Annotated in this window: 18 protein-coding genes; 5 read left to right on the top strand and 13 right to left on the bottom strand. The window is 37.7% G+C overall.

Translation table 11 applies throughout. The features are described from left to right. Positions 1–16 precede the first annotated feature (16 nt). From polA to Q0252_RS05065, 5 genes are all read left to right on the top strand, one after another. The gene (gene polA / locus Q0252_RS05085) at positions 17–2863 is read left to right on the top strand and encodes a DNA polymerase I (RefSeq protein ID WP_297984446.1); all 2847 of its coding nucleotides are present in this window, start codon (positions 17–19) and stop codon (positions 2861–2863) included. Positions 2864–3007: 144 nt separating this feature from the next. Continuing rightward, the gene (locus Q0252_RS05080; protein ID WP_297984445.1) at positions 3008–4108 is read left to right on the top strand and encodes a transglutaminase; all 1101 of its coding nucleotides are present in this window, start codon (positions 3008–3010) and stop codon (positions 4106–4108) included. 13 nt (positions 4109–4121) lie between these two features. Continuing rightward, on the top strand, positions 4122–4307 hold the full coding sequence (locus tag Q0252_RS05075) for a hypothetical protein (protein ID WP_297984444.1): 186 nt from the start codon (positions 4122–4124) through the stop codon (positions 4305–4307). Positions 4308–4962: 655 nt separating this feature from the next. Then, positions 4963–7824: a pitrilysin family protein gene (locus Q0252_RS05070; protein WP_297984443.1), complete on the top strand. Its 2862-nt coding sequence runs from the start codon at positions 4963–4965 to the stop codon at positions 7822–7824. Positions 7825–8017: 193 nt separating this feature from the next. Further along, positions 8018–8857, top strand: a complete 840-nt coding sequence (locus Q0252_RS05065) for a TerC family protein (protein ID WP_297984442.1) — start codon at positions 8018–8020, stop codon at positions 8855–8857. A gap of 28 nt (positions 8858–8885) precedes the next feature. Here Q0252_RS05065 and Q0252_RS05060 read toward each other — a convergent pair whose 3' ends face one another. From Q0252_RS05060 to Q0252_RS05000, 13 genes are all read right to left on the bottom strand, one after another. Continuing rightward, complete coding sequence (locus Q0252_RS05060; RefSeq protein WP_297984441.1) at positions 8886–9527, bottom strand: hypothetical protein; 642 nt, start codon at positions 9525–9527, stop codon at positions 8886–8888. A gap of 293 nt (positions 9528–9820) precedes the next feature. Further along, positions 9821–10645: a flavin reductase family protein gene (locus Q0252_RS05055; protein WP_297984439.1), complete on the bottom strand. Its 825-nt coding sequence runs from the start codon at positions 10643–10645 to the stop codon at positions 9821–9823. A 68-nt stretch (positions 10646–10713) separates the two neighbouring features. Then, positions 10714–11961 carry a fumarylacetoacetase gene (gene fahA, locus Q0252_RS05050; protein ID WP_297984437.1) on the bottom strand — a complete coding sequence of 416 codons (1248 nt, stop codon included), beginning with the start codon at positions 11959–11961 and terminating at the stop codon, positions 10714–10716. A gap of 209 nt (positions 11962–12170) precedes the next feature. Continuing rightward, the gene (locus tag Q0252_RS05045; protein ID WP_297984435.1) at positions 12171–12635 is read right to left on the bottom strand and encodes a hypothetical protein; all 465 of its coding nucleotides are present in this window, start codon (positions 12633–12635) and stop codon (positions 12171–12173) included. A 57-nt stretch (positions 12636–12692) separates the two neighbouring features. Continuing rightward, positions 12693–13823, bottom strand: coding sequence for a 4-hydroxyphenylpyruvate dioxygenase (gene hppD, locus Q0252_RS05040; RefSeq protein ID WP_297984433.1), 1131 nt, complete (start codon positions 13821–13823; stop codon positions 12693–12695). A gap of 154 nt (positions 13824–13977) precedes the next feature. Next, a complete protein-coding gene (locus Q0252_RS05035; RefSeq protein WP_297984432.1) occupies positions 13978–15258 on the bottom strand; it encodes an acetyl-CoA hydrolase/transferase C-terminal domain-containing protein in 1281 nt (426 codons plus the stop codon). 92 nt (positions 15259–15350) lie between these two features. After that, positions 15351–16538: a homogentisate 1,2-dioxygenase gene (locus Q0252_RS05030; RefSeq protein ID WP_297984430.1), complete on the bottom strand. Its 1188-nt coding sequence runs from the start codon at positions 16536–16538 to the stop codon at positions 15351–15353. A gap of 83 nt (positions 16539–16621) precedes the next feature. Further along, the gene (locus tag Q0252_RS05025) at positions 16622–17128 is read right to left on the bottom strand and encodes a hypothetical protein (protein WP_297984428.1); all 507 of its coding nucleotides are present in this window, start codon (positions 17126–17128) and stop codon (positions 16622–16624) included. A 52-nt stretch (positions 17129–17180) separates the two neighbouring features. Continuing rightward, on the bottom strand, positions 17181–17735 hold the full coding sequence (locus Q0252_RS05020; RefSeq protein WP_297984427.1) for a Mur ligase: 555 nt from the start codon (positions 17733–17735) through the stop codon (positions 17181–17183). A gap of 5 nt (positions 17736–17740) precedes the next feature. After that, the gene (locus Q0252_RS05015) at positions 17741–18175 is read right to left on the bottom strand and encodes a hypothetical protein (protein WP_297984425.1); all 435 of its coding nucleotides are present in this window, start codon (positions 18173–18175) and stop codon (positions 17741–17743) included. Between the two features lie 19 nt (positions 18176–18194). Next, positions 18195–18995 (bottom strand): 1-acyl-sn-glycerol-3-phosphate acyltransferase, encoded by an 801-nt coding sequence (locus tag Q0252_RS05010; protein ID WP_297984423.1) that lies wholly within the window; start codon positions 18993–18995, stop codon positions 18195–18197. Between the two features lie 27 nt (positions 18996–19022). Further along, positions 19023–19652, bottom strand: coding sequence for a CoA pyrophosphatase (locus tag Q0252_RS05005; RefSeq protein WP_297984421.1), 630 nt, complete (start codon positions 19650–19652; stop codon positions 19023–19025). Positions 19653–20123: 471 nt separating this feature from the next. After that, positions 20124–21683 carry an Rne/Rng family ribonuclease gene (locus Q0252_RS05000; RefSeq protein ID WP_297984419.1) on the bottom strand — a complete coding sequence of 520 codons (1560 nt, stop codon included), beginning with the start codon at positions 21681–21683 and terminating at the stop codon, positions 20124–20126. Positions 21684–21801: the final 118 nt, after the last annotated feature.

Below are 21801 nucleotides of genomic sequence, written 5' to 3'. Positions count from 1 at the left end.
AAACTATATTTGCTCTATGTCACACAATAACGATAAACGCCTCTATCTCATCGATGCTTACGCGATGATTTTCCGCGGCTATTACGCTTTGATCCGCAATCCGCGTCTTACTTCCAAAGGGATGGATGTTTCAGCAGTTTTCGGATTTACCAATTCTCTTATTCAGTTGATCAGAAAGGAAAAACCGACGCATTTGGCGGTGGTTTTTGATGTGGGAAGGGAAAATGTAAGAACGGCAGATTTCACAGAATATAAAGCCAATCGTGGTGCTACACCGGAAGCAATTTTAGTGGCGGTTCCAATCATTCACAAGATTTTGGATGCGATGGGAATTCCGATTTTGGGTGTAGAAGGTTATGAAGCGGACGACGTGATTGCAACCATCGCCTGCAAAGCTGAAAAAGAAGATTACAACGTGTTTATGGTGACGCCGGACAAAGATTTCGGGCAGTTGGTGACGGATAAAATCAAGATTTATAAACCCGGAATTAAAGGCGGTGACGTCGAAATTTTAGGGGTTGAAGAAATAAAAGCCAAATACGAAATCGAAGATCCGAAACAGGTGATTGATTTTCTTGCGATGATGGGCGATGCCGTGGATAATATTCCAGGATTGGAAGGTGTTGGTGAGAAAACCGCAATGAAATTTCTAAAAGAATTCGGAAGTATTGAAAACCTTTTGGCGAACACGGATCAGCTTAAAGGAAAACTCAAAGAAAAAGTGGAAGCTTCTGCAGAACGCGGTATTTTATCTAAAAAATTAGCAACGATTATTTGTGATGCACCAATTGAATTTGAACAACATTTCTACGATCTCGAAACCCCGGATTTTGTTAAAATCAAAGAAATTTTTGATGAGGTGGAATTCCGTAGAATGTATGAGGATTTGTATCGTGCTTTTGCGCCAACCGATATCCAGCAACCGTCAACTGACAACCAACCGGTGGATCCCAACAAAATTTCCAGTTACGATAAACAACCCGTTGAAAACGGAGCAGTTCAGTTGGATTTGTTTGCGAATTTTGAAGAACTCGATCACGCCACATCCTCAAAATCAACCATTGAGCAGAATGACCATTTGTATCAGTTTGTGGACACGCCGAAAGCACAGAAAATGTTGGTGGAAAATCTCATGAAGCAGTGCGCTGTTTGTTTTGATACGGAAACCACTTCTCTCAACGAGATGGAAGCGGAATTGGTAGGGATGAGTTTTTCCTATAAAAAAGGTTTGGCGTATTACATTCCGCTTTCGGAAAACCGGGAGGAATGTTTGGCAACGCTCGAAATTTTTAAACCGTTTTTTGAAAAAGAAGACGTTCTGAAAATAGCACACAACCTTAAATTCGATTATAAAATTCTGAAATTATACGGCGTGGAAATCAAAGGAAATCTATTTGATACGATGATTGCGCATTATCTGCTGAATCCCGACGGAAGACACGGAATGGATTATCTTTCAGAGATTTACCTGAATTACAAACCCGTTTCCATCGAAACCATCATTGGCAAAAAAGGAAAAAATCAGGGTAATTTTCGGGACGCCGATTTGGTGACACAAACCAATTATGCCGCGGAAGATGCGGATGTAACTTTTCAACTCTATGAAATTTTCGCGCCTCAACTCAAGAAAGAAAATCTTGAAGATCTATTCTACATAGTGGAAATGCCTTTGATGGAAGTTTTGGCAAAAATGGAGCTCGCCGGAATTTCTCTTGACGAAAACTGGCTGAGACAGGAAAGTCTGGACTTGGAAAACGATTTGAAACAACTCGAAACCAAAATTTTTGAACTTTCCGGTGAAGAATTTAATATGAATTCACCAAGACAGTTGGGCGAAATCTTGTTTGAAAAAATGCAGCTCGATCCGAAAGCCAAAAAAACCAAAACCGGACAATACGCAACTTCGGAAGACGTGCTGCAAAAACTGGCTTCAAAACACGAAATTATTCCACATATTTTAGAATACCGAACCTATCAGAAACTGAAATCGACTTACGTGGATGCGTTGCCGTCACAGATTGACAAGGACGACAACCGTGTTCACACCAATTTTTCTCAAACAACGGCTGCAACAGGACGTTTGGCTTCCGTAAATCCCAATTTGCAGAATATTCCGATCCGAACATTACGCGGACAGCAAATTCGAGGAGCTTTCGTTGCAGATCCTGGTCACAAACTGATTTCGGCGGATTATTCTCAGATTGAACTGCGCTTAATTGCCGAAATTGCGGGTGAAGAAAATATGATTAACGCTTTCAAAAAAGGCGAAGATATTCACGCTTCTACGGCTTCAAAACTGTTTAAAATTCCATTGGAAGAAGTTTCAAAAACACAGCGTTCACAGGCAAAAACGGTGAATTTTGGAATTATTTACGGACAGGGTGCTTTTGGTTTGGCCGATCAAACTGGACTTTCCCGAACCGAAGCCAAGCAGATGATCGAAGAATATTACGCCAATTATCCAAAACTCAAGGAATGGATGTCAACGCAGGTTCAAAAAGCGCGTGAATTGGGTTATGTGGAAACGATTTTGAAAAGAAAACGTCACTTGAAAGACATTAATTCCGCCAATTTTGTCGTGAAAAGTCACGCCGAAAGAAACGCGGTGAATGCTCCAATTCAGGGTTCTGCAGCAGATATTATCAAGATGGCGATGATCAATATTCAGAAAAAACTCGAAGAAGAAAATCTGAAAACCAAAATGCTGCTTCAGGTTCATGACGAATTGGTCTTCGAAAGCCCTGAAAATGAAGTAGAAACCGCTTCAAAACTCATCAAAACCGAAATGGAAAGCGCGATAGACACGCAGGTTCCGCTGTTGGTGGAAGTTGGAGTAGGCGATAACTGGCTGGAAGCGCACTAATTTAAGTGGTTTGGTTGTCTAGTTGGTTAGTTGTTTAGTGCATTCGTAAACAACTGGTGATGTGTCATTTCTGTGAAGATTTCGTAATCCAAATTGTTTTTAAGGGTAAAGCAGTTTCGCGTTTTCTTTTTTTAAGGCCAAATAATGGCATTCTATTGGGATGCTCTAAGAAAAATTCAGATTAACAGTAATCCCATTATGGCTGAAAATATCATAGTTCGGTGTCCGGAATGCGAAACTGAAAACACGGTTGCGAAAGGTCAGCCTGTCGCGTTTTTCTGTAAAAAATGTCGCAGTGAACTGAGTTTCGATGACAAGGTTCGTTACGCAAAAGTTGAGCACAGCAAAGAGAGAAAGGCGATTTCCAGTGCGTTGGTTTACCTTTTGGCGGTGGCGGTTTCTTTTCCGATCGTGGTGATTTTTCATAAATTTATTCCGCTCGATAATGCGTTTTCAAACATTGGTAAAATCGTTTTCTTTATCATTATTACGGCGATTTTAGGGGTTGTTTTCAGAAGATTTCAAAATTTAATTCTGATCAGTGTTGGTTGTCTGTTGCTTTTTTTGAGCGTCGGAACTTTCTTTAACAAATATGGATTTTCCGATTTACTTTTCGATTACCGTTCGATGATGAATTCATTAAGCAGAAGTCCAAAAATTGCCGAAATTTCCCTTACCGGTTTTCTTCCTTTCGACAACAGCACGGAAATTTATGAAGCGGTGGATTATAACAATCCCATTGTGAGAAATTTTGCTCATTATGCGATCGACAGGAGTGGTTTCGATTCTAAAAAATATTATAAATACCGTAAATTTGTTCACAGTTTTGCGGTGTTTAAGGACGTAAATCACAGGTGGAATTATGTAGACGATCCGCTGAAGGAAGATTATTTTGCCAAAGCCAGTCAAACCATTTCTGTGGGTGGACCATACGGCACTTTTAAGGGTGATTGTGATGATTATTCTATCGTGATGGCTGCCGGAATCAAGGCGATTGGCGGAAAAGTTCGTCTCATACGCACAACCGGGCATTTGTATCCCGAGCTTTATGTTGGAAGCAGACAGGATTTGGAGGATTTGGACTATATAATGAGTAACGACCTGTTCAAGGATGCAATCGACAGAAAAGATATTTTCTTCCACGTTGACGAAAACGATGATGTTTGGCTGAACCTTGATTATACCGCCAAATATCCCGGAGGAAGATTTATGAATCCCAATATTATCGGTATTTTAAACTTATAAAAAATCAAAATATATGAAAGCAGTAGTGTTCTACGAGTCGGCAGCAGATGCGACCATGGACAAAATTATGGAGGTGTATCCGCGTCACAAAGCGAGAGTTGACGAATTTGCAGAAGCGGGAAGAGTAATCGGAATTGGCCCGTTCGGAAATCCCGGTGAAGGTTCGATGGGGATTTTTCGTGATAATGGAATCTGCTGAAGAATTTGTGAAAGACGATCCGTTTGTTTTGGAAGGAATTGTAGCAAAACATACTATTAAATTATGGAATGACGACTTGCTCTAATTGGAGTTGTCATTACGAGGAATGAGGAACGAATGACGTGGTAATCTTTTATTTGATTGAGATTATTTTGCACGTTTTCATTTGCTCGAAAATACAGAAAAAACAGTCAGCGTTTTGGGCAATCCGGCGCTGATTTTTCATTACATTTGTTCTCTTGTTTTGAACTTTTTTGAAGATAAAATTCAATCAAAATGGAGTAGGGAAGTGACAGATTTTATTTGAAGAATTTTGATAGAGTTTTTATTGATTTAAGTTCGCTTGAAAAATTAAACACCTTCTCTCAAATTTATTTAGAATTTAAAGATTTCAAAATAAATTGATTGAGGTAAACATTAGAAGACTAAAATTTAATAGATAATCAGAATAAAATTGTTAAAAAATTGTTTAGAATGACTTCAATATACTTTATAATTAATACCTGTAATTAAATAAAAATCAGATAGGTTATATTACTAAAATTAGAATTTACTTTAAATTTTTGTTTTAACACTAAAATTTGAAATTTTCGATGATTTTAAGATGAAAAATTACTTCGAAAACTACCAGACAATAATAAAAAATTAAACACTTTTGGAATATCACACAATTCAGCAACATAAAGACAGCAACGGATTTACTTACGAAACAGTCACGAATGACGAAAATAATGTCCGGATTTATACCCTCAAAAACGGACTGAAAGTTTACCTCGCACAGAACTTCGACGCGCCCAAAATTCAGACCTATATTCCGGTGAGAACGGGAAGCAATAATGACCCAAAAAACAACACCGGTTTGGCTCATTATTTAGAACATATGATGTTCAAAGGAACGTCAAAAATCGGAACGCAAAACTGGAAGGAAGAAAAAAGATATTTAGAGCAACTGGAAGAACTTTTTGAACTTCACAAAGCCGAAAACGATCCTGAAAAAAAGAGAGAAATCTATAAAAAGATTGATGAGGTTTCCCAAAAAGCCAGTCAGTTTGCGATTGCGAATGAATATGATAAATGCATTTCTTCACTTGGAGCCACCGGAACGAATGCACACACTTGGCTCGACGAAACGGTTTACAAAAACAATATTCCTAATAATGAGCTCGAAAAATGGCTGAAAATTGAAAAAGAACGGTTTTCAGAAATGGTTTTGCGTCTTTTTCATACCGAACTGGAAAGTGTTTATGAAGAATTCAACCGAGCTCAGGATAACGATTATCGTTTGGTGAATTACATGTTGATGGAAATGCTTTTTCCGACACATCCGAACGGTCAGCAAACTACTTTGGGCAAAGCGGAACATCTGAAAAATCCCTCAATGAAGGCGATTTACAAATATTTCGAAGAGTTTTATGTTCCCAATAATTATGCAATGGTTTTGGTGGGAGATTTGGAGTTTGATGAAACCATAAAATTGGTTGACAAGTATTTTGGCCAGTTTGAATACCGCGAATTGCCTGCAAAAATCAAACCTGTGGAAAAACCGATAACGGAAATTCATAAAAGAACCGTGAAAAGTCCGACAATTCCGCGTGTTCAGTTGGCTTGGAGAACTGACAGTTATGGCTCTGAAGAATGGCTTTTAGCGGATATCGTTGCCAATATTTTAAGCAATAGAGGAGAAGCTGGATTATTGGATTTGAACATCAACAATGCTCAAAAAGCACTTTATGCAACGGCATTTTCTGTTGGTTTTAACCAATATGGATACATTTCTGCAGTGATTGTTCCGAAGGAAGACCAAAGTTTGGACGATGGCGTTCAATTGCTTTTAGAAGAAATTGAGAAGGTGAAAAAAGGAGATTTCCCGGACTGGATGCTCCCTGCAATTGTGAACGATTTCAAACTTCAAATATTAAAAGGTCTTGAAACTGCAGATGGTTTGGCGACAAATCTCTATCAAACCTTTATCAGAAAGCAATCGTGGAAAGAGGAACTCGATGAAATGGAACGTTTCCAAAAAGTGACGAAAGATGATGTTGTAAATTTTGCCATTGAATTTTTCAAAGACAATTATGTGGCGGTTTACAAGGAAAAAGGCGTGAACGAAAACCTGATTCGCGTTGAAAATCCGGGAATTACTCCGGTGAAAATTAACCGCGATGAAAAATCGGAGTTTTTAAAGGAAATTTTAGCACAAAAATCAGAAGATATTCAACCGGAATTTATTGATTATCAGAAAGAAATAAAGGAAGAACAACTGAATGGCAAGAAAATAAGTTTTGTAAAAAACAAATACAACGATATTGCGCAGGTTCACTATATTTTCCCGTTTGGAAGCGATCACGACAAAGAACTTTCACTTTCGACCATGGTTTTACAGTATTTGGGAACTGACAAATTTTCGACGGAAGAACTGAAGCAGGAATTCTTTAAAATCGGTGTTTCCAATGATTTCAAAACGACGCCGGATCAATTAATAATTTCTTTAACCGGACTCGAAGAAAATCTGGAAAAGGGAATGGAATTGCTCCATCACTGGCTTCAGAATGCAGTTCCGGATCAGGAAGTGTATGAAAAATATGTTCAAACGATTTTGGAAAGCGGGGACGCAGCGAAAAAAGACAAAACGCGGATTATGACGGCCGTTCAAACCTATGCGAAATTCGGTCGTGAAAGCCGTTTGAGAGATGTGATTTCCAAAGAAAGATTGTTTGAAATCCGTTGCGAAGATTTAACCCAGAAAATGAAAAACATTTTCAAATTTCCTTATGAGATTTTCTTTTACGGTGTTGATTTTGAGAAATTTAAAGTTGATGCAAAACCGTTTATTCAAAATCAGGAATTTGAAATTCCAACCAGAAAAAATTATCCGGAACCGGCAACAAAAGGCAAAGTGTATTTCGTCAATTACGATATGGTTCAGATGGAAATGAGCAAAATTGGTCGTGGAAAAGAAGTGGAAACCAAAGATTTCGGGAAAATTAATGTCTTCAACGAATATTTTGGGAGTGGACTTTCTTCCATTGTTTTTCAGGAAATTCGTGAGAGTAAAAGTTTGGCATATTCTGCGTATACTGCTTATCAAGCCAATCTGGAGTTGCAACATCCTGATTATGTGACGACTTATATCGGAACTCAACCTGATAAACTCGGTATTGCTGTGGAAACGATGAATGAATTGATGTACGAGCTTCCGCAATATGAAATTCAGTTCAATAATTCCAAAAATGCGGCACTGAAACAGTTGGCTTCAGGTCGGATAACACGAACCAATATTTTCTTTAATCATTTAAGACTCAAAAAGTTGGGTATTGATTACGATTTAAGAAAAGATATGTTCAATGAAATCCAAAATTTAGATTTATCAGAATTGACCAAATTCTACAATGAAAAAATCAAACCGATTGATTTCAATGTTGCTATCATTGGTAAACGAGAAAATCTGGATATGAAAGCTTTGGAAAAAATGGGAAGTTTTGAGGAACTGACTGTGGAGGAAGTTTTTGGGTATTAAGGCAAAAAGCAGAATTTAAAACTTTTTTAACTCCAGTAAATGATCCCTGTTCGGAACGGAGAGATGCCTTCCGAGAATCGCCATTAACCAAAATGGAATAACTGTACAAATAAAGAATCCGCGATCTTGCGGATTTTTCTTTTTGTACTGCTGAAAAAATGGTTGTATTTTCGCAGTTAACAAAAAAAAAATTATGGATATATTTTCTGCACTGGAATTTCCCAATTTTGCCGAACCTCAGATTTGGATTTCCCTATTAACACTTACTTTTTTAGAAATTGTACTGGGAGTTGATAACATCATCTTCATTTCGATTATTTCGGATAAACTGCCAAAAGAAAGACAAAAATTTGCACGAAATCTAGGTCTTGCGTTTGCGATGATTTTCAGAATTATTCTTTTGCTGATGATCAACTGGATTATTGGTTTGAAAGATCCCGTATTTACGATACCTTTTATGGAAGACCCCATAACAAATGCACCTCTGGCTTTAAGCTGGAAAGATATCATTCTTCTGATTGGAGGAATTTTCCTTATTGCTAAAAGTACTTTTGAAATTCACAGTAAAATGCAGGTGGACGAACCTCATCACGCTCCAAAATCTTCTTCTGCAGCTTCCGGATTGATGACGATGGTCATTATTCAGATTATTTTGATTGATATGGTTTTTTCACTCGATTCTATTTTAACAGCTGTTGGTTTGGTGGATAATGTTGTTTTGATGATTATCGCGGTGGTTATTTCCATTGGAATTATGATGGCTTTTGCAGGACCAATTTCAAGAATTATCAATAAACACCCAAGTTTGCAGATGTTGGCTCTATCGTTCCTAGTGGTAATTGGAGTAATGTTGGTGGCAGAAGGTATTCACCAACATGTAAGCAAAAATATTATCTACAGCTGTTTAGCGTTCAGTTTAGCAGTAGAGATGCTGAATATCCGTTTGCGAAGTAAGAAAGCAAAGTTCTATCGCTTAAATCCGGATTTAAAAAACAATCTCGAGATTAATCAGGACGAAGACCATTTGGTTTAAAATAAAAAAGGAGCGAATTTCGCTCCTTTTATTTTACTGCATATTTTTCGATGTCTTTTAAAATCTTCTTTAAATTTTTGGCTGAAAGCTGGGAAGCAGAATAATTTAAAAAAGGACCTTCTTTTGGTTGTTTTTGTGGAGTTGTGGTATAATCTCTATTGTCAATGAGTTTCTTTCCCTCCAAATTTGTCATTGAACTTGCTTTCTGAAAATAGATTCTTTTGGAAGTTTTAAGGTCGTAAACTTCAACTTCAGCAAAAGCCTCGTTTTTGCTGTATTGCAAAGGTCGGTCGATTTCCACGTTCCCGATTTGGTCGTGAACTTTTTTAGTATAAACATTCACGAGATAATCATAATCGGAATTGGAAAGGGACTGAATTTCTTCCAATGAAGGACTGAAAGATATTTTTCCTGGCAAAAGCGCGTTTCTTTGCGCCGTACTCAATCTTGTAGCATTCCCGTTGCTCAATCTTTCAAAAGTTTCGAAAACATCGTTGTTTAAAGTTTCACGTTGATCCTGATTCAGATCAGAATACATATTATTGATGAGCCATTTTTTCTTTTGGGTAAAAACCAAAGATTTGCTCGTTCCCTGATAATCCTGATGAACAGGAACATGACAGCTTATTGCGAATAAAAGAGCTGCAGAAAGAATAAAGATTTTTTTCATAGAAATTGGTGATTAGTTTATAAAAAATGCTATTCCTAAAAATACTAAAATTTAAAATATCAACACCAAATTAGCATGCAGTTTTTTCTTTTTCTTCCTGTCGTAAAGTAAAAATGCCTCAATGAATAAGAACAGCAACCAGATTGCAAGGGAAATAAGTGTGATAAACAAACCGTTACATCCAAAGCTATCCATGGCTCTGTTATAATAGTTTTCGAAATAAAACCAAATGATTGCAGGAACTAGCAATGCGCATAATTTAAAGTGAAAAAGCCACTTTTCGTGACTGGTTTCTAAATTTTCAACAGTGTTTTCCACGCTTCATCAATTCGGTTTTCCAAAAGAAACTTTTGTGCTTCCTGATGAATGTGTTCTTCAGCATAAAAATCTACTCCCGGAAGTTCTTCCACATTGGCGAGCATTCCCAAATCGTTTCCGGTAAATATTTTTGAATATCTGATGTTTTCCGGAAGTTCATCAAAGCCAATTCCTTTGGTAACCAAAGGTTTCGGAACTTCAAACAAACTTTCTTGATTGCTGATGGAATACCAGTTTGAACCCAATCTTGCAACCATGTCGAGTTTTGTTTGGTCGAGGTTGCCGTTTTCATCACAATATTCTTCACGAATATGAATTTTTTGAACCTCGCAAATCACCAAATTTCCGGCGCCGCCTTCAGTTCCTAAAGGTTTTACCTCTAAAACTTTACATTCGAAGTTGACAGGACATTCTTCAATCAATCTGGGTTGAACCAAATCTGCTTCTTTCATTGTTAAACCAGCTTTCACAAATTCGTTCACATCATCTCCATATTCCGTAGAAGCCAAAGAAATTTGCTGAACGATAGGGAAATTTACCGTTCCAATCACAACTTCCGGAACTTCCAGAACATTTTCCAAAGTGTGTTTTGTGGTATTGTCGCGAACGCGTCTTGCTGGAGAAAAAATCAGAACCGGTGGAACGGTGCTGAACATATTGAAAAAACTGAAAGGCGAAAGATTTGGGTTTCCGTCTTTATCTATCGTTGAAGCCAACGCAATCGGACGTGGTGAAATCGCCGTTTGCATTACTGTTTGCAGCTGAACCGGGGAAATATCTTTTGGGTTGATGGTTTTCATAAATTAATTTGGCGGAAGATTTTATACAGATCGATAAAAAAAATCTAAAGTGACTTAAGTTTTAAAAATTACCTCGCCGGTAAAATTTTTCCCTCAACTTCACCAAATCCTACACGTATTCCATCTTTTTCAGCGAAACCTCGCATAATGATGGTGTCGTTGTCTTCAATAAATTTTCTTTCAGAACCGTCGGAAAGTTTTAAAGGATTTTGTCCACGCCAAGTCAGTTCCAGCATCGAACCGAAAGAATCTTCTGTTGTTCCGGAAATAGTTCCCGAAGCATAAACATCTCCAACTTCTATATTACAGCCATTTACGGTATGATGCGCCAATTGTTGCGACATATTCCAGTACATGAATTTGTAATTGGATTTGCAAATCAAATTTTCTGCGCCATTTTCGGGTTGAAGATAAACTTCAAGGTTAATATCAAAATTTTTGTCTCCTTCGAATTTTAAATAATCTAAAACTTCAGGTTCCTGTTTTGGCGAAACAGTTCTGAAAGGTTCCAAAGCTTCTAAAGTAACAATCCATGGAGAAATCGAGCTACCAAAATTTTTGGCTAAAAACGGTCCAAGCGGAACATATTCCCAAGCTTGAATATCTCTTGCAGACCAATCGTTAAAAAGTACCATTCCGAAAATTGAATCTTCTGCTTCGGAAACGGAAATACTTTCTCCCATTTCGGTGTTTTGATTGAGAACAAAACCCATTTCCAATTCAAAATCAAGCTGCTTTGAAGGTCCGAAAACCGGTGAAGTTGCATCTGCAGGTTTCGTTTGTCCTTTTGGACGGTGAATATCTGTTCCCGAAACTACGATGGAAGAAGCTCTTCCGTGGTAACCCACTGGAAGATGTTTCCAGTTTGGAAGTAAGGCATTTTCCGGGTCACGGAACATTTTTCCAACGTTGGTGGCGTGTTCAATACTGCTGTAAAAATCCGTGTAATTTGGAATGTGAAGTGGCATGAGCATTTTTACTTCATCCAAATTGTAGAAACACTCTTCAATGGTTTTCTCGTCATTAGCGAGTTTTGAACCTTCCAACAAAACTTCCTGAATTTTCAGACGGACTGCTTTGGTTACGGGTTTGCCGAGTTCAATAAATTCATTTAAAGTATAGGCTTCAAAAACGTTTTCCTGCAAACCTTCCACATCATCAATATATCCGTAATCGAAAAGGGTAGCCAAATCGACCACGATATCGCCTATTCTTGTTGCACAAGCAATGTATTCTTTATTAAAAACTGCTACTCCGAACGGAATATTGTGGATAGAAAAATCTGAATTCTGAGGATAATCTACAAATGATTTCATTAAAAAAGTATTATGCTGAAATTTACGAATTTTAAATTTTATGAACAGTAGATGAATGCTTCGACTTCTCTCCGCATGACATTGCTGAAAATGAGGTTGATGAAAGGCTAACTGTCACGCTGAGCGAAGTCGAAGCGTTTTTAATACATCCAAAAAGAAAGCCCAAAGATTAAAACCTTTGGACTTTCAGTATTTTATAATTGTAAATATTATTTGGCTTCTCCAAAATTAGCTTCGTCAATCCATCTTTCTTTGGTGTTGACATCAACCAGATAAAGAATTTTTTTCTGTTTCGTCATAAGCAAAGTTTTTGCGATAGGCATTGAAATTTTTTGGCCTTCCAATTTATCAAAACGGAAAGACAAAATATTGTGCTGTGTTCTCACCACATCCCCTGAAAATACGTTGGAAGAGCTTTTGCCGGTTGCCTTGTCATCAAACATTTCCACAAAAGTTGCCTGACTGCCTTTTACAACTATGAATTTTCTTTCGGTATGGTCATCAAAATCCTCTACCATAACAAATTTTCGGTCGTCAACATTTTCATCTTTAAGGTTTTGGTTGATGCCTTTTCTCTCTTCCAATCGGTCGAGAATAGCATTGATGGAACCGTACTGAGCTTTCAGTCCAACTGCGGAAATTAAAAGTAGGGTAGCAAAAAGTAATTTTTTCATAAGGGTAATAAAAGAATTTGGATTGGCTTGTGCAAAAACCAATCCAAATGTATTTAATTATAAGTTTCCTCGTCTTTCCTGTTCTCTTTCCAATGCTTCGAAAAGGGCTTTGAAATTTCCGGCTCCGAAACTTTGTGCGCCGTGTCTTTCGATAATTTCATAGAACAAAGTAGGGCGGTCTTCCACAGGTTTTGTGAAAATCTGAAGCAAGTAACCTTCCTCATCACAGTCGATTAGGATTCCTAAATCCTGTAATTTTTTCAAATCTTCATCGATGTGTCCAACTCTTTCAGGAACCATTTCGTAATACGCTTCCGGGGGTGGAGAAAGAAACTCAACACCACGTTTTTTCAGTTCTGTAACGGTATGAACGATATCTTTTGTAGCTACTGCAATATGCTGAACGCCTTCTCCTTCATAGAAATCCAAATATTCTTCAACCTGAGATTTTTTCTTTCCTTCTGCAGGTTCGTTAATTGGGAATTTGGCGTAACCGTTTCCGTTGCTCATTACTTTGGACATTAATGCAGAATATTCGGTGTTGATTTGTTTGTCATCAAAACTCAAAATATTCACAAATCCCATGACGTCCTCATACCATTTTACCACAGGAATCATTCTGTCCCAACCTACGTTCCCAACACAATGGTCAACGTAAAGCAAACCTACGTCTTCCGGTTGGTAATCGCTTTCCCATTTTTGGTAACCCGGTATAAATTCGCCGCTATAATTTTTTCTTTCGATGAACATGTGGATGGTTTCGCCATAAGTATAAATTCCGGACATTTTCACTTCTCCTTTCTCATCGCTGATGGTTTTTGGTTCCATGTATGGTTTTGCACCACGGCTTGTAGTTTCTTCGAAAGCTTTGTAAGCATCATCTACCCAGAGTGCTAAAACTTTCACGCCATCGCCATGTTTTTTCTGATGTTCGCAAATTTCAGAATCGGATTTTAAGCCGGAGGTAAGAACTAATCTCACTTTTCCCTGCTGTACAACGTAAGAAGCTCTGTCGCGAACGCCAGTTTCCGGACCTGCATACGCAACGCTCTGAAAACCGAACGCAGTTTTGTAAAAATGTGCCGCTTGTTTGGCATTTCCTACATAAAATTCAATATAATCTGTACCGTTAATTGGTAGAAAATTCTCTGCCTGTGCGATTTTTTCGGCAAAAGTAAGTGTTGACATTTCCTCTTTTTTTACTTTAAATTATTATCGCCAAGATACGAAAATTAAGAGTGATGAAAAAATGATGTTGTTACTTAATATGAATTTAAAAGATTCATATTAGAAACAAAAATCCCGAAAATAACTTCCGGGACTTTTATATTCATGATTTTGGTTATAATGCTACTTTGAATCTTTCGAAAGCTGCTCTGTCCAACATTTCTCTGTCGTCCGGATGCGAAATTTCAATTAATGCTTTAGCTCTCTGTCTCAAGCTTTTACCATAAAGATATGCGGTTCCGAATTCTGTACAAACGTAATGGATGTGTCCTCTTGTGGTAACAACTCCGGCTCCCTGTTTTAGGAACGGAACAATTCTCGGCACGCCTTTTTTGGTTCTGGAAGAAATCGCCATAATTGGTTTTCCACCTTCTGAAAGTGCGGCACCACGCATAAAATCCATTTGTCCGCCAATTCCGCTGAACTGAAAAGTTCCAATGGAATCTGCACAAACCTGACCGGTTAAATCAATTTCGATGGCCGAATTAATCGCGTGCATTTTCTTGTTTTTCATAATGTTAATCGGGAAATTAACATGCTGAACGTCCATAAATGCTATTGAAGGATTATCGTCCACAAAATCATACAGTCTGCGCGTTCCGAAACAGAAACTTGTAATGGTTCTGTTCAGGTGGGTTCCTTTGTATTTATTGTTTACAATGTCGTTTTCAATTAAATCAATAACGCCGTCGCTGAGCATTTCGGTATGAATTCCTAAATCTTTGTGGTTTCCAAGGCATTTCAAAACAGCATCAGGAATAGTTCCGATTCCCATTTGTAAAGTCGCTTTATCGTCGATAAGTTCGGCAACGTTTTTACCAATCAACATTTCTTCTTCACCTACTTTTTCGCCATAATCAATGGTTAGAAGGTCGTCATCATTCTCCACAATTTTGCTGAATTTGCTGATGTGAATCATCCCATCACCATGAGTTCTCGGCATTTTTGGATTAATAATCGCAATGACAGTTTTCGCAGAATCTACAGCTCCTCTTGCAACATCTACAGACGTTCCTAAAGTACAATAACCATGTGCATCGGGTGGAGAGACTGTTACCATCGCCACATCCAACGGAAGGTGACCCTCTTTAAACAAAATTGGAATTTCACTTAAAAAAATCGGAACGAAATCGCCGTTTTCAGAATTTACAGCTGCTCGAACCGGCGTTGAGGTAAAAAGAGAATTGATATAGAAACTGTCCTTGTATTCAGGTTTTGCAATTTCTACATCGCCTTGTTGTGTGATCGAGACCATTTCCACATTTTTCAAACGTGAAGCCTGTTTTGCCAATTCATTGTAGAAAATATTGGGCGTACATGCACTTCCGTGTCCGAAGATTCTGTCGCCGCTTTTGATGACAGATACTGCTTCTTCAACACTTACATAATTTATCATTGCGTTAGAATTTTTGAAGTTATTTTTGGCTTTAATACCTATTCAAATTTACTGAAAATCTGCGGGTTTTTCAAGATGAGATAAGTCAGTTTCTATTCCTGACTGCGGTCTCCAAGAAAATTTTCGGGTTCATCCAACCAAGATGTTTTGTAGCTTGGGTCTTCCACCTTCATCGCTTCTTCGGTTAATTTTAAAGGACGAAAAGGGTCCACCATAACAGCATATTCTTCTGTAAATTTTTTGCCAATGCTTCGTTCCATGGCTCCAGGATGAGGACCGTGAACAATTCCACCAGGATGAAGGGTGAAATCCATCAAATCGATATGGTTCCGGCTCATGAAATCGCCTTCAGTGTAGAATAAAACTTCGTCAGAATCAATATTGGAGTGGTTGTAAGGAGCAGGAATTGCCAAAGGATGATAATCGTACATTCTTGCCACAAAAGAACAAACTACAAAGTTGTGTGCTTCAAAATTTTGGTGAATTGGCGGTGGCAAATGAACACGACCCGTAATTGGTTCAAAGTTTTTAATATTGAATTTGAAAGGGTAAAAGTAGCCGTCCCAACCTACAACATCGAAAGGATGTGTTGCGTAAATGAAATCCCAAATTTGGTTTTCTTTTTTTACTTTAATGAGAAATTCGCCTTTTTCATCGATGGGAGCCACAAAAGTTGGTGCTTCGATATCTCTTTCGCAGAAAGGTGAGTGCTCTAAAAGTTGCCCAAACTCGTTCCTGTAACGCTTTGGTGTATAAATAGGAGAGTGAGCTTCGAGAACGAAAAGCACGTTGTTTTCGGTATTAAATTCTATCTGATAAATCGTTCCGCGGGGAATAATCAGGTAATCACCAACAGAGAATTCGAGGTTTCCTACAAAAGTTTTCAGAACTCCGGTTCCTTCATGGATGAAAAGCAACTCGTCACATTCACCATTTTTGTAGAAATAATCCATCGATTTGCGCGGTTTTGCCAATCCCATCTTCAAATCGTTGTTCAACATCAGGATTTTTCGGCTGTCGAGGAAATCGTCTTCGGGAGTTATATTTTTTCCTTTAAACATTCGCGGCGTCACGTTTTTGTCCACCGCGATTTTAGGTGTTACGTCTTTCGGTTCGCTGATAGACTTAATTTGCGTTGGTCTGTGTGTATGATAAAGCAACGACGAAATCCCGTGAAAACCTTCGGTTCCGAAAAGCTGTTCGTAATAAAATTGGTCGTTTTCGGATTTAAAAACGGTATGTCTTTTCTGAGGAATTTTCCCTGACTGATGATAACGCATTTTTTACTTTTTGGTCTTTCCGTAAAGATAATATTTTTTTAAGACCAAATAAAAACGCTTCCTAAGCTTAAGTTTCGGTAATTTTAAATCATTCGGGTTTCGTAAAACTTAATGACGCACGCAATTAGAAAAGCTATAATAACTATTAGGTAATTGTTTCTTTTTCTAGCGCTTTTAAAGAGTTCGGTAAGAATTACACGCACTTTTTTAAAATCAATAATTAAAATAATGAAGACGAGAATTAAATAGAATATCGCGGAATTGAGTGCTACAATTTCGTAGAAATAATCCTGCAAAATAATATTGACTAAAATGGTGATGAGAATAAAACAACCGAAAATTCTGGTTCTGTTGAACAGCAAACTTACTCCTCCAATAACCTCAAAAATCCCTATAATTATAGGATAAGCTTTCGTGTAGCTGTAAAACGTCCACATTATTTTGTGACCTTCCGAGACATTAAGGTTGGATGCTTTATCAAAACTTTCGAACTGAAAAGGTTTTGCAACACCATAAACGACCATTGAAATCGAAACGATAAAAATGCAAATCCAATAAAGTGTTTGAACCGCGTGTTGTTTGGTTATCATAGAAAATTAGTAACCAATTAAGGGAGGATGTTACGAATGTATTTGAAAAAAATTATCCCTCAAAATTCATCAGCGCTTCATAAAATTCTTCCTGCTGAATTCCCATATGCTGACAAAGATGTTTCACCGCGGAAACAAAAGAAATGTTTTCTGCAGCGAAGTTTAAAGGAACTTCTCCCAAATCTGTATTGAGGTAAATGGTTTGGTTTGAAATTTGAAAAGCAGGTGTTTTGTAAGGAATCCGTCTGAAATAATTTTCTGCATTTTCTACCAAATCCTTCAGATTTTCATCCTCTTCATTATAGATTAAAATTCCACCCGGAGTAATGGTTTTCAGAAGTAATTCAATTTTTTCTGAATCATCCTCATTTCCAGTTATTGCTGCGATATTGGGTTTGATGCTCAGGAAATCATCGTGATTTTCATCAACTTCAAAAACGACGAAATCGTTCCCAAGAACAATGTTTTGTTTTTCTGTGATATAATCTATGTTATTTCCTAAAAATTTAATCACGAAAAGCAACAGTTCTGAGACTTGCTTTCTGTCTTCTTTGCCGGAAATGACGACGCGGGTTTTGTTGGAGAAACGTTCTAAATTTAAACTCAAAATGATTATGGATTAAGGTTTTTAGCTTTGATTAAATCTGTGAAAACCTTCACTACGTTATTCCATCTTGTTTGGTCTTGAGGCATAATATAACTTCCGTCGGATTTACTTGCGCTCTGGCTTCCGTATTTTACATTAATGGAAGTTGCGATATAATCGTACAGTTTTTTGTTGTCTTCCTGGATGGTGCGGAAATTATTTTTTGTAATGGCATCTTCAATTACTTTTCTTTCCGCATCGGTAATTTTAAAATCTTTTTTGATGTTTTTTCCGTGTCCTTCGAAAGAATAGTGTACATTTTTACCATTTAGCAAAAGGTTCTCATAAATCGGGGCAAAACCTCCGCTCTTGGAATAACTGATATCGAATTCGGAATATTTCTTCTGGCTGTTACAAGCTGCCAAAACGAAGACAGCAAGGATAATCAAAAGGTTTTTCATTATATACTTTTTTGTTGCATTAAATGGTTTTTATTTCTTCTTTCTGCACTTTGCGTTCCTCATCATACTCGTGCAAGATATTGAAATCTTCTGTTTGCTCAATCGCATACATAATTTTGGTAAGGATAGTTTGCGCATCATCATGGTCATAATCAATATGAAGAGGTGCTTTAAATTCCATCGTTGGCTTAACACCGGTAACTTTTACACGAAGTCCTTTTTTATCAAACGCTCTACGGAAGCCGTTTATTTTAATCGGAACTACAATTGGACGCTGATTTTTAACCAGTTTCGCTGTTCCTTTTCTTCCCTGTGCGAAAGCAGACGTAGTTCCCTGCGGAAATGTGATAACCCAACCATTATCCAAAGCTTTCATGATATTGTCCACTTCGCTCATGTCCACCATTCGGTTTACGTTTTGTCCTTCCGCTCTCCACGTTCTTTTCACCGTTACAGCTCCTGCCAGTTTAAAAATTTTGGTCATGAAACCTTTATTCATCGTTTCTTCCGCCGCGACGTAATAGAAATCTACTTTAGGATTCAGCAAATAAACAGGATTTTTAATGGTGTTGAGATAGCCATTGTTCACCGCACAAAATGCATGATACATCGCTGCAACATCTGCAAAATAGGTTTGGTGATTGGAAACGAAAAGGACATTAGAGTCCGGTAAATCCACTAAATTTTCGGTACCTGAAATCTTCAGTTTATTAAAACCGTTGAACCTTCTGTAAGAAACAATCCCTAAAATAAAAATAATTAATCTTTTAAGGAAATACAGGTTTCCAAAGGCATCGGTAAATATGTTTTTCTTCGCCATTTTTCAAGTTAACATAATCTTACAAACTTACAAATTTTTCAGCAATATGCTGAATTCGCTTAGAATCATAGAAGTGGCGCCCCAAATAATATATCCGTTGAAATTAATTACGGGGACTTCAACACCTCTCGCACTTGGCAAAGCCATCATTTCAGGCGTTTCTGTGAGATTTAATAATGACGAAACAGGGAATTCTATGAGTTCCATGGCTTCAGCTTCCTGTAAAATAAATTCGGGATTTTTTTTGGTGTACGAAACGAAAGGTCTCACATAAAAGTTGCTTGGCGGAATATAAATAGGCGACATTTCGCGGATAATTCTCACATAATGTTCATCAATTCCCATTTCTTCAGAAGTTTCGCGTTTTGCGGTATCTTCAAAAGTTTTATCATCTTCCTCTTTTTTTCCACCGGGAAGTGAAATTTGTCCGCTGTGACGGTCTCTTTCGTTTTCAGTGCGAACCATCAACGGAAAGTACCATTCGTTATCTTTTAAATAAAGCAGAATGTTGACTGCAGCAAACTTTGGATTTTTGGTGAGGATTTCCTCGTAAGAAAAAAGCGGACGATAGGGTGGAGAATATATTGCGTGTGCATTTTCTCCCTGTAGTTCAGCTTCCTGTATTTTTTTAATTAAATCCCGACCAAAAGTTTTCATAGAACAAATTTAACGCTTTGGAAGCCAATTTTATTTTAATGAAAGGTTAAAATTTTGTGGGAATTTGGAAGATGGAAGTTTTATGCTTGAATATGGAAACACGAAGTTTGAAGACATAAGCCAAAGTTTTCTCAAAGTTTGTCATTCCGTAGGAATCTAGCCCAAATAACGCAAAATGATGGTTGAGATTCCTGCGTAATGACAAATGAGCGGTTAATTGCTAGTGTAAAAACGCTTCGAGAGCCTCAGCGTGACAAGCTAAGTATCATAAATTTTGACGAAGTCAAAATCTTTGCGCCTTAAAAACAGAACCATTAAATGATTTCTTTTGCGCCTTTGCGTTTAACGCACCTAATAAAAAAATCCGCCACAAAAACTGCGGCGGAAATATTTTAAAACTTCGAATTTCATCATCCATCATCAGACATCCATCATCAGACATCCATCATCAGACATCCATCATCCAACAAATTAATTCGAATAACTCATCAATTCCTCTTTCTTCGAGTTGACAAGTTTGTATTCCAAATATTTAAAGGAATCACGCGGAATAATCGTAATCCATTTTTTGTACTTCAAAAACCATTTCATTTGGATGCTGTTAATTCCTTTCGAAAGGTAAGCTTCCACAAATGGATGAACATGCAGGAACAGTTTGCCTTTTTCTTTCTGCATAATTGTTCGGATGTCTTCTTCCATTCTTTCCACCACGACAATTGGAGCGATAATTTCTCCGTCTGCGTTAGGATTTTCTTCTTTGGTTTCGATTTGTTTCTCGGGACGCGTTCTTTGTCGCGTCATTTGGATGAGTCCAAATTTACTTGGCGGTAAAATTTTGTGTCGCGCTTTGTCGCGCTTCATTTCTTCTTTCAGGTGTTCGTACAAATCTTTTCGGTGTTCCGGATTCGTCATGTCTATAAAATCAACAACAATAATTCCACCCATATCGCGGAGACGAAGCTGTCTTGCGATTTCTGTAGCAGCCATTTTATTCACGTATAAAGCGTGTTCTTTGTTGGCTGTAGCTCCAGATGAAATATTGTTTCCGGAATTCACGTCGATAACGTGCAGTGCTTCAGTATGTTCAATCACCAAATAGGCACCTTTCGAACTTGGGATGTTTACGTGTTTCCCAAAGCTTTGTTTCAACTGTTTTTCTACGTTGTAATATTCCAGAAGCGGAATGTGAGAATCGTAGAACTGAACAATGTTTTTTCGTTCCGGAGCAATAACTTCAATATAATTTTTCATGTCGTTCACCATTTGCTCATCATCGCAAATAATGTTCACGAAATCTGCATTGAAGTTGTCGCGCAAAATAGAGGAAGCTTTGTCTTCTTCACTCAAAACTTTGCTCGGAACCTTATTTTTCTGAATATTTTTGAACGTTGTTTCCCATTTCTGAACCAGTTGGTTCATATCGTTGTGCAGTTCAGCAACTTTTTTGCCTTCCGCAACAGTACGGATAATTACGCCGAAACCTTCCGGTTTAATACTTTCGATAAGCGTTCTAAGACGCTCACGTTCTTCTGCGCTGCTAATTTTTTTGGAAATGGAAACACTTTTGTCAAAAGGAATCAGAACGAGAAATCTCCCGGTAAGAGAAATTTGGGTAGAAATTCTCGGGCCTTTTGTCGAAATAGGTTCTTTGGTAATCTGAAGCAGAACGCTGTCGTCTTTTGCAAGCACTTTGTCAACAGTTCCGTTTTTGTCGATTTCCTTTTGGATTTCAAAATTCTTCAGCGAAGAAGTCTGTTGTTTTTTGGAAACCGTGTCGTTCAGAAATTTTTTGTACGTTAAAAACTGCGGTCCCAAATCCTGATAATGCAGGAAAGCATCTTTTTCGTAACCGATGCTTACAAAAGCTGCGTTAAGGTTGGGTGCCAGTTTTTTTACTTTACCGATAAATAAATCTCCCACCACGAAGTCGGTTTTATCCTCCTGTTCGTGTAATTCGAACAAGCGGCCGTCTTCGAGCAGAGCGATTTTGGATTGCTCATCTTCATGTGATATAATCAGTTCTTTCTTCATTGCTTTTTCTAAGGTTTTGCTTGTTGTTTAAGGTGAAATCATCTTTCCATAAACCTTAAAAGGAAGGTGATTTTGGAGCGTGAAATTAATCTCAGAAAAGTGTTTAAAAACAAAAATA

Source organism: uncultured Chryseobacterium sp. (assembly GCF_936933875.1).
Taxonomy (GTDB): Bacteria; Bacteroidota; Bacteroidia; order Flavobacteriales; family Weeksellaceae; genus CAKZIK01.
Note: the sequence above shows the minus strand (reverse complement) of the source record. Positions and strands in the feature narration are given on the sequence as shown.

Bases quoted from the DNA above. Each gene is read 5' to 3' on its own strand.
- Q0252_RS05030 (WP_297984430.1), bottom strand. From the start codon at position 16,538: ATGCGTTATCATCAGTCAGGGAAAATTCCTCAGAAAAGACATACCGTT.
- hppD (WP_297984433.1), bottom strand. From the start codon at position 13,823: ATGTCAACACTTACTTTTGCCGAAAAAATCGCACAGGCAGAGAATTTT.
- fahA (WP_297984437.1), bottom strand. From the start codon at position 11,961: ATGAAATCATTTGTAGATTATCCTCAGAATTCAGATTTTTCTATCCAC.
- Q0252_RS05035 (WP_297984432.1), bottom strand. From the start codon at position 15,258: ATGATAAATTATGTAAGTGTTGAAGAAGCAGTATCTGTCATCAAAAGC.
- Q0252_RS05075 (WP_297984444.1), top strand. From the start codon at position 4,122: ATGAAAGCAGTAGTGTTCTACGAGTCGGCAGCAGATGCGACCATGGAC.
- Q0252_RS05045 (WP_297984435.1), bottom strand. From the start codon at position 12,635: ATGAAAAAATTACTTTTTGCTACCCTACTTTTAATTTCCGCAGTTGGA.
- Q0252_RS05010 (WP_297984423.1), bottom strand. From the start codon at position 18,995: ATGGCGAAGAAAAACATATTTACCGATGCCTTTGGAAACCTGTATTTC.
- polA (WP_297984446.1), top strand. From the start codon at position 17: ATGTCACACAATAACGATAAACGCCTCTATCTCATCGATGCTTACGCG.
- Q0252_RS05015 (WP_297984425.1), bottom strand. From the start codon at position 18,175: ATGAAAAACCTTTTGATTATCCTTGCTGTCTTCGTTTTGGCAGCTTGT.
- Q0252_RS05000 (WP_297984419.1), bottom strand. From the start codon at position 21,683: ATGAAGAAAGAACTGATTATATCACATGAAGATGAGCAATCCAAAATC.
- Q0252_RS05065 (WP_297984442.1), top strand. From the start codon at position 8,018: ATGGATATATTTTCTGCACTGGAATTTCCCAATTTTGCCGAACCTCAG.
- Q0252_RS05005 (WP_297984421.1), bottom strand. From the start codon at position 19,652: ATGAAAACTTTTGGTCGGGATTTAATTAAAAAAATACAGGAAGCTGAA.
- Q0252_RS05080 (WP_297984445.1), top strand. From the start codon at position 3,008: ATGGCATTCTATTGGGATGCTCTAAGAAAAATTCAGATTAACAGTAAT.
- Q0252_RS05060 (WP_297984441.1), bottom strand. From the start codon at position 9,527: ATGAAAAAAATCTTTATTCTTTCTGCAGCTCTTTTATTCGCAATAAGC.
- Q0252_RS05025 (WP_297984428.1), bottom strand. From the start codon at position 17,128: ATGATAACCAAACAACACGCGGTTCAAACACTTTATTGGATTTGCATT.
- Q0252_RS05055 (WP_297984439.1), bottom strand. From the start codon at position 10,645: ATGAAAACCATCAACCCAAAAGATATTTCCCCGGTTCAGCTGCAAACA.